The following is a 13,816-nucleotide window of genomic DNA, read 5'->3' on the forward strand; positions in this document are numbered from 1 at the left end:
ATACATTAGATCATAAAACGATCAAAATAGACGTTTTGATCCACTAGCCTTTGATCTGCTCCAAATTTAAGTGTTTTATCTGGTTGACACGATCGGCTCTTCGTCAATATTATGACCATGTCAAAATAAACACGGCATGGACGCGTCAGCACCGTGATTACTCAAGGATATCGAAAATTGTATGATTCTCACTGACCCACAGCAGTATCAGCAATACGTCACATTTGATATGGATGGGCAATATATTGCTCACTACAAAGGCTTAACACTGCGTAGCGTTTTTCAACCTATCTTCTCAAGGACTCAGAGAATGGTTGGCGTTGAAGCTCTGGTGCGCATTCATACCCATTACCATACGCAAATTCGGCCAGACATTTTCTTTCATTCCGACCAATATGGCCTGATTGATAAACTGAATGTCGAATATTTGAGCCGTATTCTCCACCTGCGTAATTTCTCCATTTCATGCTTCCGCCACTTAAAACTCTTTCTCAATGTACTTCCGCTTAGTGGGAATGCCGTCAATCAAAGTATCAGCGACAGTTTATTGTCCCACCGTTTAGATGAGCTGGGCTTATCTCATGATCAAGTCGTCATGGAGCTGGTAGAGCTCGCTTCTGATGATGATGTTCAGTTGCAACGTGCTACGCGTCAGTTGTCGACACACGGATATGGGATTGCAATCGATGATTTTGGTTGTCAGGCTTCTAATCAGGCCCGCGTTGATTTACTGTGTCCTGACATTATCAAGTTCGACCGCCACTTATTGGCGGAGTATATGCAAGGTAATACCGCACTGTTGCTCAATGCGATGAACGTTGCCAAGCAAGCTAACGCTATGACGGTTGTGGAAGGTATTGAAACTGAATCGCAACTGCGTGCAATGCAGGCATTGGATATTGATATGTTTCAGGGGTATTACCTGGGCATGCCAGAAGCGATTGTTCCTATTGGTGGCAGCGCATCAATCAAAATGGCCATCGGCCAATAAAAAAGTGGCCGACCATCTGTACCGACCACTTTTATTTATTCACATCGTAACGGATTCAGGAAAGTCGCTTTCCGATACCACCACCACGCCATTTTTCCCATTATGCTTGATGTCGTACATCGCTGCATCGGCAGCTCGCAGAGCCGTCGACAGTGTGTGACGCTCAACCTGACATAATGAAACACCAATACTTGCCCGTACATTCACCAGCACACCAGGTTTGATGGTGACAGGTTCCGAGATTACGGCCAATAACGTCTCCCCAAGCGCTTCAAGCTCGGCGATAGAACTCACCGTTTGGCCGGCCAGAAGAACAACAAATTCATCCCCACCCAAGCGACCTAAACCTGCAGTATCACTGAGTTGTTTTTTCATTCTCAGCGCCAGTGTTTGCAGCAACATATCTCCCGCTTCATGGCCGTAAAGATCGTTGACGGGTTTAAATTCATCAAGGTCGATTAGAACCACAACTGCGGTGTCATCTTCATGACGAGTTTGCAGTTTGAGTTTCTCGAAATATTTATTGAGGCCACGGCGATTGAGAATACCGGTCAGAGGGTCCACCGTCACGTGTACTTCCAATTGACTCTTCGCCTGCTCAAGTTCCGCCGTACGTGCAGCAACACGGGTTTCCAGCACTTTTTCTTGTTCGATCAAAGTGTTGACCAAATCGGCCTGTGCTCTCTCTTTCTGACGCTTGAGATCGTTAAATTTTGCCACCAACGCGAAAGAGAGTAGCAACATCTCAACTGCCGAACCAATTTGCATGCTGTATACGGTGAAGAAATTTGATGGCAGTAACCCGGCATTACGGATTGCGAGTAGCGACGTGCCCACCAGCAACAAAGCCCAAGCCAATACAAATATTCTGGCGGCCGGGATCTTCAGTCTCACCGCTGCAATCCCCACCGACAGTAAACTCACCGTGGTCAGGACTGCCTGAATCGACATAATTTTGAACGCCAGAGGAATCTCGGTAAACCAGGTCGCCACGACACATACGCCCCAGACACCAATCGCCGCAAGTACAAACTTATCCCAGCGCGGCGCAAAAGTCGCAAGATTGAGGAAACGGCGGGCAAACATTAATGCAAGGGTTGCCGCGATGCTATAGCCAGTTGGCACCACACGATCTGACGCATGTGTCACGTCCGGCCATAGCAGCAACGGACCAATACCATTCATGCTGGAAGCCGCGAGAGCGAAGGTGAACACAAAACTGGCGTACAGCAGGAAAATACGTTGTCGCAAACCGATAAACAGCAGCAAGTTATAGCTACCCAGCGCGATCAACATGCCGTAATACAAAGACAACACCACCAGTGTGCGGGTATCAGACTTGGCATAGGCCTGCTGCGTCATCAGGTTCACACTCATCGCCAAAGCGGCATGACTGGCTCCGCGAATATAGATAGTGGCTTGTTCTCCCGGTTGGAAAGAAACGGGAAATGCGGGTTTACGACTGGCAAGTGGCCATTGGTTGACTGGCACATCCCGTCCGGAATAGAAGGTTTCAATCCCTTGGTCGGAAACAATATAAAAGCGCACATCATCCAGGTAAGCGTACTGAAACTCTAACACCCAGTTTTGACTGGTTTTAAATTCGGATGACAAATCCAACTTGAGCCAAATCGCACTGTCGGTATAACCAAAGTTCATTTCCTGCGTATGCATTGTAGTTTTGAACTTATGACTTAACTTGAGTACATCTTGAATGGTTAGCTGAGCCGACGTATCGCTCAGGTATTCGGCTTTGCCACTCAGAGGAATCACTGTGGCGCTTTGGTCATTCAGTACCAGTCTGGACTGCGCAAGAGCCTGCGGCATCCCCACACAAAGAGACAGCATAAAGAAAGCCATTATGCCCAAAACGACTTTAGGCAACTGATATGTTGCTGTGATAAGTCTGATCTTTACTGACGTAGAATGAGCTCGAACCAGCGTCAACCATGAATGATGGTGAACGATATTCTGATGTGGTAACGGTGCCACTTTTATATTCCGCTCTGATGATGGTTTTTAAATGAAGTGGGTAGTATATCCAACTTACAAAACCATGCCGAAACGTTTTTCAGTCAATCTGATATTTAGTGCAAAATAGCGACACGTTCACAGCAAAAGTCGATCATTTTAAGAATGACATACGCTAAACTCACTCAAGTTTTTGAGCGTCATTACGTTCAATAACTCATAATTAGTGACAGCGTCACCAGATGTAACACCACTAGTCCTGATAAAATACCGCCAGCCAGAGTGTGACCTGATCGGGCGATGTGTAGCGTACTTTATGTCGAGTGTGTGCCGGAATATTGAGGTAATCTCCCACATTCAGTGTTGTTGACTCACCATTGTCAAACTCGACCGTACCACAGCCCTGCAGTACCAACACCCATTCATGTTCGTCCTGATCGTACCAACCGCTTTCCGGCGATGTGTGACCTTTTGACAAGATACGTTCTATACGCACATGGTGATGGCGTAGCAAGTCAGTAAACTGCTCGTTAAGCAACTCAGCGGGTATGGTCTCAAACAGATTCATGAAATCACCTATCCTTTTGAAATGTATAACTTAACTCATTTGTGACATTGTCACCTAAAATAAAGCCCACTGAATCAGTGGGCCTGGTGACTATTGGGCTTTTACAAGTAACGGCGCGACTTGTGTCGGGGTGATGACCACCGCAATCGACTTCGACGTTGGCGTATCGCTCAAATCCCCTTTACTGCCCAGTGGAATCAGCGCGTTGGCTTCCGGGAAATACGCGGCGACGTTGCCTTTAGGAATGTCGAACGCCACGATTTTAAATCCGATAATCTGACGCTTAACATCATCAGTCCACAATGTTTCGATGTCCACCAGATCGCCCGCTTGCAGACCTTGTTTATCAATATCTTTGGCGTTCATGAAAATTACGTTTCGTTCACCAAATACGCCGCGATAGCGATCATCAAAACCGTAAACCGTGGTGTTGTACTGGTCGTGAGAACGCATGGTTTGCAGCACAAATACTGGCTTTTTAGTCATCTGCTCCGTTTCTACCGGAATGATTGACTGAGGCAGTGCGTTGCAGCTGATCTGTGCTTTGCCGCTCGCCGTTTTCCAGTTCAAATCACGCGCTGAGTTACCTAAGTAAAAGCCTCCCGGACCTTCAATTCGGTGGTTAAAGTTTGTGAATCCCGGAATGATCTTTTCAATCAAATCGCGAATGTTGTCGTAGTTATCTGCCATCGACTGCCAGTTAACCGGGTTGTTTTCGCCCAGTGTTGCTTTTGCCATGCCGGCAATGATGGCTGGTTCCGAGCGCATCTGTTCACCGGTCATGTCGACGCGGCCTGATGATGCGTGCACCATGGAAAATGAATCTTCCACAGTCACTTTCTGTGGTCCCGACGCTTGCATATCGACATCAGTACGACCCAAACACGGGAGGATCAGCGAATCTTTACCCGGATTTACATGACTGCGGTTTAGCTTGGTTGCGATGTTTACGGTGAGCTCGCAATTGCGCATCGCTTTAGCCACCAGCTCAGTATCCGGCGCGGCAGCAACCAAGTTGCCACCCAGGCCGATAAACACTTTGCTTTCACCGCGACTCATTGCCTGCAGTGCATTGACGACGTTGTGTCCGTGTTCTTTTGGAGGAATAAAGCCAAGTGCTCTTTCAATATTTTCCAGCAGCGCGGCTGGCGGTTTTTCATTGATGCCCACCGTGCGGTCACCCTGCACGTTGGAATGACCACGTACCGGACACAAACCAGCACCATCTTTACCCACCTGGCCAAACAGTAGCTGTAAGTTCACCAGTTCCTGAATAGTTGCTACCGAGTGTTTATGCTGCGTCACGCCCATCGCCCAAGTGACGATAACGCGATTGGCGTTTTGATAAATATCCGCCGCTTGCGTCAGTTCAGCCTGGCTGAGGCCCGATTGTTGTTCGATGTGTTCCCAAGGCGTTACACGCACTAACTCCAAATACGCATCCAGTCCTTCAGTGTGTTGTTCGATAAACGCCAAATCAAACACTGACTCGCCGCGCGCTTGAGCTTCCTCGTGACGACCCAGCAAAATTTTGACCAGACCACGCACCGCCGCCATGTCACCACCAAGTTTGGGCATAAAATAGTCACTGGTGGTTGGCGTTGAACCATTGCTGAGCATTTCAAATGGGTTCTGCGGATTGGTAAAGCGTTCCAATCCACGCTCTTTCAGGTTGTTGAACGCCACCACGCGCGCGCCACGTTTGTAAGCCGACGCCAAGGTTTCCAGCATACGTGGGTGGTTGGTGCCCGGGTTCTGACCAAACAGGAAAATCGCATCAGCTTCTTCAAAATCGTCAATCGTCACGGTGCCTTTACCAATCCCGATTGTGCGTGATAACGCAACACTGGTGGCTTCGTGACACATGTTAGAGCAATCTGGAAAGTTATTGGTGCCAAAACGGCGGGCAAACAACTGATAGAGAAATGCCGCTTCGTTACTGGCTCGGCCGGAGGTGTAAAATTCGGCCTGATTCGGATTGTCCAGTTGGTTCAGGTGTTTGGCAATCAGTGCAAAGGCGTCATCCCAGCTGATCGGCTCGTAATGGTCCGTCTCTGCGTTATAGCATACGGGCTCGGCTAAACGGCCCTGGTATTCGAGAAAATAGTCGCTTTGCTTGTTCAGCCAACTGACCGAATACTGTTGGAAAAACTCACCACCAACGCGACGGGCTGTCGCTTCCCAGTTCACCGCTTTTGCGCCGTTTTCGCAGAAACGGAAGCGTCCCGGGACATGTTTTTCACCCCAGGCACAGCCCGGACAGTCAAAACCGTGATCCTGGTTGGTTCTCAATAGGTTTGAAATGTTTTTGGCAACGTTATTACTTTTGAACAGATGATGCGCGGTGCTTTTCAGTGCGCCCCAGCCACCCGCTGACCCGGTATATTCTTTAATACTCATTTTATTCTTCTCACTTTCTCACTGACTGCAAACGCGAACGACCGTGGTAAATATTGAACTGCTGACGTTTGGTAAAACCGATAAGCGTAATGTCAAACTGGCGCGCCATATCAACCGCCAGTTTTGATGGTGCGCCAACAGCAACGACCACCGGAATATGCGCGATCGCCGCCTTTTGCATAAGTTCAAAGCTGACACGTCCGCTGAGGATCAATACCCCTTGTGGATGCCAGCGTTGTTCACTGACTACTCTCCCAATCAGCTTATCGACGGCGTTGTGGCGCCCCACATCTTCCGCCGCCGCAATAAACTCTCCGCCCGCAAAGTAACCTGCGCCATGCACAGCCCCGGTTTCGGTAAACAGAGGCTGACGCGAAGCAAGCATAGCTGGCAGGTGCATCACTGTGTCTGAAGTTAGCCAATCCGTTTCACTATCTACGCGAATTTCCCGATGCAGCGCCAATGCCTTAATCGAGGTTAGTCCGCAAATTCCGCAGCTGGAGTGACTCACATAACGGCGTTCCTGACCTTGAATGCGCATGGCTTGTTGATGATTCAGCGTGACGAGCCAATGGTTGTCGGCATTACACGCTTCCTCATCGGCAATTTCGATGTTGAGTATCTGATCCAGTGAATCCACGATTTGTTGTGACAACAACAAGCCGCGAATCAAATGCACATCATCTCCGGGCGTGCGCATCGTCATGCTCCATTCTTGCGTATGGAGAATTTGAGTCGCAGTGTCTTGCCATTGCACACTGATCTGCAATGGTTCTTCGATGGCGAGAGGATCGTGCTCAAGCGTCAGCCCCATTTCGCAATCGAAACGCAGACGATAAACGTGACCCACCCCCTCAGATTGAGCACTCTGAGTGGTCGTAGTGGCGGTTTTTTCTAACATGATTCTTATTATTGGCTGACTGACTTTCACGATAAGCATGGCAAGTGGCAACGTTGTTGAAACCCAGAGCAATGGCTTAACGTGTAAAGTGGGAGCTGTGTTAAAACACAGTTGGCAGCAAACTACTCCTCACTTTGCGTTCGGTCAAGAAAACCATATTTTATCAAAGGTTTATTTTTGACGTCTATTCGCAGCTGATGCACGCACATTAACGTCCTTTACAGTCTGTTCATGCATTATATGCACCACTAACCATAAGATTAAACTAACATTCCATTAATGAAACATCCGGTCATCGTTCAATAACCGGGTGGAATCAATGGCCGCTAGCTCCGTATTCAGCAATCACGTTGTCGGTTGGAATACTACAGCAGGAAAGGATATAACCCTCCGCCACGTCTTCATCGGTAATGCCGCCGTTGTGCAGCATCTCCACGTTGCCGCTGACTTTATTGACTTTGCAAGCACCACAAATCCCCATGCTACACGCTTTAGGAATGGTCAACCCCGCTCTGGCCGCGGCAGCGTGCACCGTTTCGCCCTGTGCAATATGTACCGATTTGTCGCTGTTGGTAAACGCCACTTCAATCAATCTGCTCGGCACAATGGCATCCGCTTCTTCAGCGGCCATTTCTGCGTCGCTTCATCCAGATAACCACGATAAACCGACCAATTCTGACCCGATTCCAGACGTTCACAGATCAAGTGCAGATGGAAGTTACTGATACGCGAGGACATCACTGCAGGTATCATGTGGTCTCTTTTATCCGCTCAAGCAGAAACTCGCGAAATTCTTTCGCTACCAGCAATGCGCCTTCAAAGTCATAGGCAGAAACACAGATCTCCAATTGTGAACTGAGCGCAGAGTTAGCCTTATCAAAACAGGACTTATGTTGGGTATAGTAATACTCTGCTTCGAGATCATTCTCTTCGAGCAGTTCATACAAATGCTGTAACTTGAACTCTAGGACGGAAAAATCCAGTTCTTCGCAACTCTCCTGACTCGGCTCGACCAACATATCGTGCGAGTCCTGTGCTTCTTCACGTTGGGTGAGCGTAACACTCTGCGTGGTATCGATACTCAGCTCTAACGCCAGCCAGAAGGTGCTGCCTTCGCCCGGACGACTTTCCACACCGACTTCTCCCCCCATCAGGTGTGCTATACGTTTGCAAATTGCCAGACCAAGCCCTGTCCCTCCATACTTGCGCGTTGTCGAAGAATCCGCTTGTTGGAAGTTATCAAACACTTTAAGTTGCTCTTCCTCGCTCAGGCCAATTCCGTTGTCTTGTACACTGAAGTGGAGCGCCATGACCGATTCCGAACTTGCTTCACCTCGCAGGCGCATGGTCACCTCGCCCTGTTCGGAGAGCTTAATCGCATTGCTGACAAAGTTAAGCATGATCTGTTTGATCCTGAGTGGATCCCCCACCAATGGCGGCAATGTTCCGTTCATATCCACATGCAGTTTTACGCCATGTTTTTTCGCTTTGTAATCGAAAATGTCATGCACATCGTAAACTACCGATTTGATATCAAACGGGATTTGCTCAATCTCTACTTTACCCGCATCAATTTTCGACATGTCGAGAATATCGTTGATCAGTGACAGCAGGTGTTTGCCTGATTTATCAATCGTGATCAGATGGTTACGCTGCTCGTCGGTGAGGCTGGAACTCATCAGCAGATGTGACATGCCCAGAATGGAGTTCATCGGCGTGCGAATTTCATGACTGACATTGGAGATAAACTGGCTTTTCGCCAGGTTGGCATTTTCCGCCTGCAACTTGGCGTCTTTCAACGCACCCGTCAACTTGTCGAGTTTGTCCCCCATCAGCATGACCGAGTTGGCGGTTTCATCCAGCTCTTTCAGCCTGTAGCCACCGTGAGACACATTGAAGTCACCGATACTGACCTTGTGCACCATATCCTGAATCTGTGCCAATGGCTGAGCGATAGCCTGACTCATCTTCTTCGACGACAGCCAGATGAAGATCAGGAACAGCGAATAGAAGCCAATCAACCCCAGAATCAGCACATAACCGATATTCTGGTACTTGGTCTCCAGCAGGCGAGATTCCGCAAACATCTTGCTTTCATCAACGATCATCAGCAATTGCCACTTGGTTTCGGGAATCGTGGCCCAGGCAACCAACTTGTTCTCTCCGCCCAGCGTCATTTGGGTAATCCCGTGCTCCTGATGACTGAGTTGCTGGCTGAGTACCGCCGTATCCGGCCGTTTGTGAAGGTTAAACTGCTCCGGCTTGAACACTTCTTCCGAAATCGCTTGCTGATAGTTGTGATCGGTTAATTCTTTAACACCGAAGTCCCGCTCGCCTTGTGGCGGCAGTGCCATGATATTCCCGGTGTTGCTCGCCAATACTGCGTAGCCATTCCACGGCACCGCCAGATTCTGAATACTCTCAACAATGGCGCTGACAGTAATATCCAGACCTACCACACCTTCAAGAAAGCCGCGGAAATAAACAGGTGCGATCGACGACGCCATCCAACCCTGACCTGCGGGATCAATATAAACATCCGTCCACACCACTTTTTTCTGCGGGTTGTGTGGGTAGGTCGCCAAATAGTAGAAGTTGTAATCCGGAATATTCATGTCCGGCGGATACTGCTCTAACGTCGAGAACCAAGGATAAATGCGGTTGTATGAGTCCCAGCTGTTGAAATAAACCGCCGCCACCAGATCGTTGTTCTCTTTAATCTGTTTCATCAGCGGATCCAAGGTCGCCAGTTGATAGACCTTTTCCATCTGTTTGTTTTTCGTCAAACCGGAATAATACGACGCGGCCCCACCCTCATCGCGCAATGAATACAGCACCCCATTGTCGCTGAGTTGAATATTGGCTTTTTCAGTGTCGATTTCGCTGACAGGAGATGCAAAAGCGCGCTCAGTTTCGTGGCTGTATAACGCCGTCAGGCTGGCGATGTTTTTCAGCTTTTCACCGATGATTTCAGTCTCTCGCTTTGAAGACCTCTCCAGCTCGGTATTGACCTGCCGATTGATGTAGCTCATGTTGTCGGCACTGATGAAATGGTTACTCAACAGATAGACAGCTATAAGCACCGACTCCACCAGAATCAGCGGAATGATCCCGGTCTTGACCATAGAACGCCATACCCAGGCTTGTGTACTGATCGTGTTTGATTTCATTGTTATTCCACGTTATTGGCAGCAATACGACAAAGATTAATTCGCGTAACGAAGCGCGACTTCATAGAGCTCATCGGCAATGTCGACAAAAACATCGACAATATCCGGATCAAAATGTGTTCCTTTACCATCCAGGACCAACTGCACCGCATCCTGATGGGTGAAAGCAGGTTTATAGACACGTTTGCTGATCAGCGCGTCATACACATCGGCAACCGCCATCAGACGTGCCGCCAGAGGAATATCGGTGCCGGACAAGCCGCGCGGATAACCCCGGCCATCCCAGTGTTCATGATGCGAATAGGCTATTTCCTTGGCGTAGCGCAGAAACTCAATCGATTTTCCGGTGACGACTTCGGCTTTCTGGATCGCTTCATAACCGATCGTGGTGTGAGTTTTCATGATTTCAAACTCTTCTTCCGTCAATTTGCCCTCTTTAAGCAAGATAGTGTCGGAAATACCAATTTTACCGATGTCGTGTAAAGGGGCCGATTTGTAGAGTAAATCGATGGTGCGATCGTCGAGTTGCAACGCATAGCGCGGATTTTTGCGCAGATTCTCGGCGAGCAGTTTGATGTATGTTTGTGTGCGGCGAATATGGTTACCAGTTTCATTGTCGCGGGTCTCGGCCAGCGACACCATAGCGTAGAACGCAACGTCCTGAATCGCATGCAGCTCTTCACGCTGGCGCACCAGCTCAAACGTGCGACGTTCGACTTCTTTCTCCAGCGCCTGCTTTTCACCGTGAAGCAGATCTTTAGCCAATTTGAGCGAAACATGCGCATTAACGCGAGCTTTCACTATATCGGGGTTGATTGGTTTGGTGATGTAATCGACCGCGCCCAGTTGCAAGCCTCGACACTCATCGAATTTTTCAGATTTGGCGGTGAGGAAAATCACCGGAATATGCGCAGTCGCCGGGTTCGATTTCAGACGCTCACACACCTCGAACCCATCCATTTCAGGCATCATAATATCGAGCAGAATCAGATCCGGGCTTGCCGCTTCCGCAATACTGATACCGCGTAAACCACTGTTCGCCCCTTTGACCTTGTAATCCTCTTTGAGTAACTGATACATCAGCGTCAGATTCTCTGGGATATCATCGATTACTAACAGCGTCGGTTTGGATGACGACACATCAAACATCCTGAAACTCCTATCAAATACGAGCTATCCCTGCCGCAATACCAACCCGTCCCTTGTTGGTACGAACTGCATTCCCCTCTACGGAGGGCCGATGCTTCTTAATGGCGGCGCTGTTTAAACGCGACGTTAAATTTAGTCATTACTAATTTAGTCGCTATACAGAGGATTAGGAGTGATTAGTGTCAATTTATCAAACATAAGCAAGGATCGGCGGTATTGTCGCCTCTGGCACGGAATTCCATGCCATAAACCGTCACACATACCGCCATAGTCGGCGAAATTATTGGATCCAACCCAACAGATTCCACCACAGGTAATCCAGTGGCATCAGTACAATAATGGTGACCGCAGCGAGCGGAAGTGTCACTTTCACCAGTTTAGATAAAGGTTCTTGAGAAAGCTGCATAGCGACAATTAATGGCCCAACCTGATAAGGGAAGATTACCGTCGAGAAGCCGATCACCTGAGTCATCAGTACCGCAGGTATTGAAAAGCCTGTCGCATTAGCGAAATCAGCGGCCATTGGGGTCAACACCGTCGGTACACCAGGAATCGTTGCGACTAATCCGGTTAAGGTTGAAATCATCGACAGCGCCATATAGCTGAGAAACGGCGTATTTGGATCAGAAGGCAACATATGGCTGAACATCTGCCCCATCTCTGCCCCCAAGCCGGAACCATTGACCAGCGCACCAAGGCCAAGTGCGGATGCAACAAATACTACGGTGCCAAAGTCTACCGAGCTATTGAACGCCTTTGGTTCTACCACGCCCCATTTTGGCAGTAGTAATAAAATGGCAGTGACCAGCCCAACCCAAGCCGGGTTCACGCCATGAATCGTGTCTGTCATCCAGAACAACAACGTGATCGCGAGAAGAACTGAGACTTTCTTTTGCATCGCATGATTTGAGGGGAATTCCTCCGTCTGCGCCGCTGCCAGCAGAAAGGATGGATCAATCTGCGCAGGGAAAATTCGCACCACCAACCAAACCAACAAAATAGACTTCACAATCCCAAGCACAGGAAAATGCAGCAACAAATATTCAGTGTAACCAAAATGAATATCGAACAGTGTTTCACTGGCCCCAGCAAGAATCATGTTGGGAATATTGGCTGGCAGCACCGCAAAACTCGGCATGTTACAGGCGATAGCCAGAGACGTCGCGATCCCCAATCGCCCATTGCTGCCTTTGGCAAACCCAACCGCATCGGCCAGTGCCATGCCGATCGGAATCAACACCACCGCGCGGCCGACCGACGAGGGCATCACAAACCCCAGCAAGGCGGAAGTGAATACCAAACCACCGATTAAGCGCGGATAACTGGTCGTCAAATGTGGCGCAATGAATGATGCCAGACGCTTGCCTAGCCCAGAGACGGATATCGCTGACCCAATTACAAAACCAGAAATAATCAGCCATACCGCCGTTGAGCCGAATCCGGCAAATAACGCAGATGGCTCAATCAGATGAAACACCGTAGCCAGAGCAAAAAACAGCAGCCCGGTCAGAAATGGCGGAAATAATCCCGTGCTCCAGAACACCAGAGTAATCAACACCACCGCGGCGCTTTGCGAAAAGTTGGCCGATTGCCCGGCAAACGGATACACCGCCAATACGGCCGCGAGCATCATCGCGGCAACAACAATAACCGGTTTGGCTCTTAATTTATTCATCATAGCGACTGACTCCACAGTCAAAGAAAGATTGCATACAACGTGAACAGAGCTTTAAGATACCCGACTTTCCGTGACGCTTTAAGAACCTCATATGCCAAACCATATTCCTGAAACGACAATGCAAACGCCCAGCGAAGTGGCATTCACTTTGGATGCTTCTCAGCCAGTACTGACTCATACCCGCAGCATGCAGGCTGAATCAGGCATCGTTCCTCACTCACATCCCCGTGGTCAGTTATTATGGGCAGCCAAAGGCATTCTGCGCGTCACCAGTGAGCACGCAGTGTGGGTCGTGCCTTCAACACACGCAGTCTGGATTCCGGGTGGATTACTGCATCAGGTCAGCAGTGAAACTGCGGCGCAGACACGCAACATCTATATCGACCCGTCATTTGCGATTCGAGAGAATGAAAAAGCGGTCATCATGTTGAAAATGAGTCCGTTGATGCGAGAAATCGTATTGAAGTTGACGGAAAGTGAAAATCACCTTTCTAAAGAACGGATTCAGCGTCTGGGGTTGGTCGCCTTGGATGAACTTGATGCTCTGGAGCCATTGCAACTTTTCATCTCCTCCGGTGACGATCCGCGCTTGAAAAAGCTCATCAGCCACATAGTTAACCATGCCGCGCAGAACGAACCTTTGGACGTACTGTCACGCAGAGTGGGGGCCAGTGTGCGAACCATTGAGCGACTGTTCAAAGCTGAAACCGGTCTGACTTACCGTCAGTGGCGCAGTCGCTTTCGACTGATGAATTCTCTAGAGCATATCGTCAATGGTGCCAATACGACCACCGTCGCCCACCAGCTAGGCTATCAAAGCGTCAGCAGTTTTATCTCGGCATTTAAGTCTTTGTTTGGGTGTACACCACAGGAATACGCAAGCCGCAAGGTCTGAAATAGACGCTAAGCATGAATATGTTGGTGTATACCCTGTCAAATGAGCGTGATTTACCCAACCCCAGTTAGGTAAACGGCAGCTAATAATGGT

The 13,816-nt window shown here is 49.0% G+C and carries 11 protein-coding genes; 2 read left to right on the forward strand and 9 right to left on the reverse strand.

What is annotated here, in order from left to right; all coding sequences use genetic code 11:
* Window positions 1-181: 181 nt before the first annotated feature.
* Window positions 182-991, forward strand: coding sequence for an EAL domain-containing protein (locus LGV68_RS11970; RefSeq protein WP_020328531.1), 810 nt, complete (start codon window positions 182-184; stop codon window positions 989-991).
* Window positions 992-1,030: 39 nt separating this feature from the next.
* Here LGV68_RS11970 and LGV68_RS11975 read toward each other — a convergent pair whose 3' ends face one another.
* The 9 genes from LGV68_RS11975 to LGV68_RS12015 form a co-directional block, all read right to left on the reverse strand.
* Window positions 1,031-2,839 carry a GGDEF domain-containing protein gene (locus LGV68_RS11975; RefSeq protein WP_252535260.1) on the reverse strand — a complete coding sequence of 603 codons (1,809 nt, stop codon included), beginning with the start codon at window positions 2,837-2,839 and terminating at the stop codon, window positions 1,031-1,033.
* Between the two features lie 376 nt (window positions 2,840-3,215).
* Window positions 3,216-3,530 (reverse strand): cupin domain-containing protein, encoded by a 315-nt coding sequence (locus tag LGV68_RS11980; RefSeq protein ID WP_252535262.1) that lies wholly within the window; start codon window positions 3,528-3,530, stop codon window positions 3,216-3,218.
* A 90-nt stretch (window positions 3,531-3,620) separates the two neighbouring features.
* Window positions 3,621-5,930 (reverse strand): FdhF/YdeP family oxidoreductase, encoded by a 2,310-nt coding sequence (locus LGV68_RS11985; protein WP_252535264.1) that lies wholly within the window; start codon window positions 5,928-5,930, stop codon window positions 3,621-3,623.
* 10 nt (window positions 5,931-5,940) lie between these two features.
* Window positions 5,941-6,831, reverse strand: coding sequence for a formate dehydrogenase accessory sulfurtransferase FdhD (locus LGV68_RS11990; protein WP_252535266.1), 891 nt, complete (start codon window positions 6,829-6,831; stop codon window positions 5,941-5,943).
* Window positions 6,832-7,147: 316 nt separating this feature from the next.
* Complete coding sequence (locus tag LGV68_RS11995; RefSeq protein ID WP_289781523.1) at window positions 7,148-7,462, reverse strand: 2Fe-2S iron-sulfur cluster binding domain-containing protein; 315 nt, start codon at window positions 7,460-7,462, stop codon at window positions 7,148-7,150.
* Window positions 7,420-7,584: a hypothetical protein gene (locus LGV68_RS12000; RefSeq protein WP_238828547.1), complete on the reverse strand. Its 165-nt coding sequence runs from the start codon at window positions 7,582-7,584 to the stop codon at window positions 7,420-7,422. The genes LGV68_RS11995 and LGV68_RS12000 overlap by 43 nt, the downstream gene beginning before the upstream one ends.
* The gene (locus LGV68_RS12005) at window positions 7,581-10,001 is read right to left on the reverse strand and encodes a hybrid sensor histidine kinase/response regulator (RefSeq protein ID WP_252535268.1); all 2,421 of its coding nucleotides are present in this window, start codon (window positions 9,999-10,001) and stop codon (window positions 7,581-7,583) included. Before LGV68_RS12005 ends, LGV68_RS12000 begins: the two co-directional genes overlap by 4 nt.
* Window positions 10,002-10,037: 36 nt before the next feature.
* Complete coding sequence (locus tag LGV68_RS12010) at window positions 10,038-11,150, reverse strand: two-component system response regulator (protein ID WP_252535270.1); 1,113 nt, start codon at window positions 11,148-11,150, stop codon at window positions 10,038-10,040.
* Between the two features lie 280 nt (window positions 11,151-11,430).
* A complete protein-coding gene (locus LGV68_RS12015; RefSeq protein WP_222782073.1) occupies window positions 11,431-12,828 on the reverse strand; it encodes an SLC13 family permease in 1,398 nt (465 codons plus the stop codon).
* Between the two features lie 91 nt (window positions 12,829-12,919).
* Between LGV68_RS12015 and LGV68_RS12020 the strand changes: the two genes are divergently transcribed.
* Entirely contained in the window at window positions 12,920-13,723 is an 804-nt protein-coding gene (locus tag LGV68_RS12020) for a helix-turn-helix transcriptional regulator (protein ID WP_158129184.1), read from the forward strand.
* Window positions 13,724-13,816: the final 93 nt, after the last annotated feature.

The organism is Vibrio sp. LQ2 (genome assembly GCF_023920125.1).
Classification (GTDB): domain Bacteria; phylum Pseudomonadota; class Gammaproteobacteria; order Enterobacterales; family Vibrionaceae; genus Vibrio; species Vibrio fluvialis.

What these genes read in the sequence shown, in the direction of transcription:
- LGV68_RS11995 (WP_289781523.1), bottom strand. Translation starts at nt 7,462, where the DNA reads ATGGCCGCTGAAGAAGCGGATGCCATTGTGCCGAGCAGATTGATTGAA.
- LGV68_RS11975 (WP_252535260.1), bottom strand. Translation starts at nt 2,839, where the DNA reads ATGCTGTCTCTTTGTGTGGGGATGCCGCAGGCTCTTGCGCAGTCCAGA.
- LGV68_RS12000 (WP_238828547.1), bottom strand. Translation starts at nt 7,584, where the DNA reads ATGATACCTGCAGTGATGTCCTCGCGTATCAGTAACTTCCATCTGCAC.
- LGV68_RS11985 (WP_252535264.1), bottom strand. Translation starts at nt 5,930, where the DNA reads ATGAGTATTAAAGAATATACCGGGTCAGCGGGTGGCTGGGGCGCACTG.
- LGV68_RS11990 (WP_252535266.1), bottom strand. Translation starts at nt 6,831, where the DNA reads ATGTTAGAAAAAACCGCCACTACGACCACTCAGAGTGCTCAATCTGAG.
- LGV68_RS11980 (WP_252535262.1), bottom strand. Translation starts at nt 3,530, where the DNA reads ATGAATCTGTTTGAGACCATACCCGCTGAGTTGCTTAACGAGCAGTTT.
- LGV68_RS12010 (WP_252535270.1), bottom strand. Translation starts at nt 11,150, where the DNA reads ATGTTTGATGTGTCGTCATCCAAACCGACGCTGTTAGTAATCGATGAT.
- LGV68_RS11970 (WP_020328531.1), top strand. Translation starts at nt 182, where the DNA reads ATGATTCTCACTGACCCACAGCAGTATCAGCAATACGTCACATTTGAT.
- LGV68_RS12020 (WP_158129184.1), top strand. Translation starts at nt 12,920, where the DNA reads ATGCCAAACCATATTCCTGAAACGACAATGCAAACGCCCAGCGAAGTG.
- LGV68_RS12015 (WP_222782073.1), bottom strand. Translation starts at nt 12,828, where the DNA reads ATGATGAATAAATTAAGAGCCAAACCGGTTATTGTTGTTGCCGCGATG.
- LGV68_RS12005 (WP_252535268.1), bottom strand. Translation starts at nt 10,001, where the DNA reads ATGAAATCAAACACGATCAGTACACAAGCCTGGGTATGGCGTTCTATG.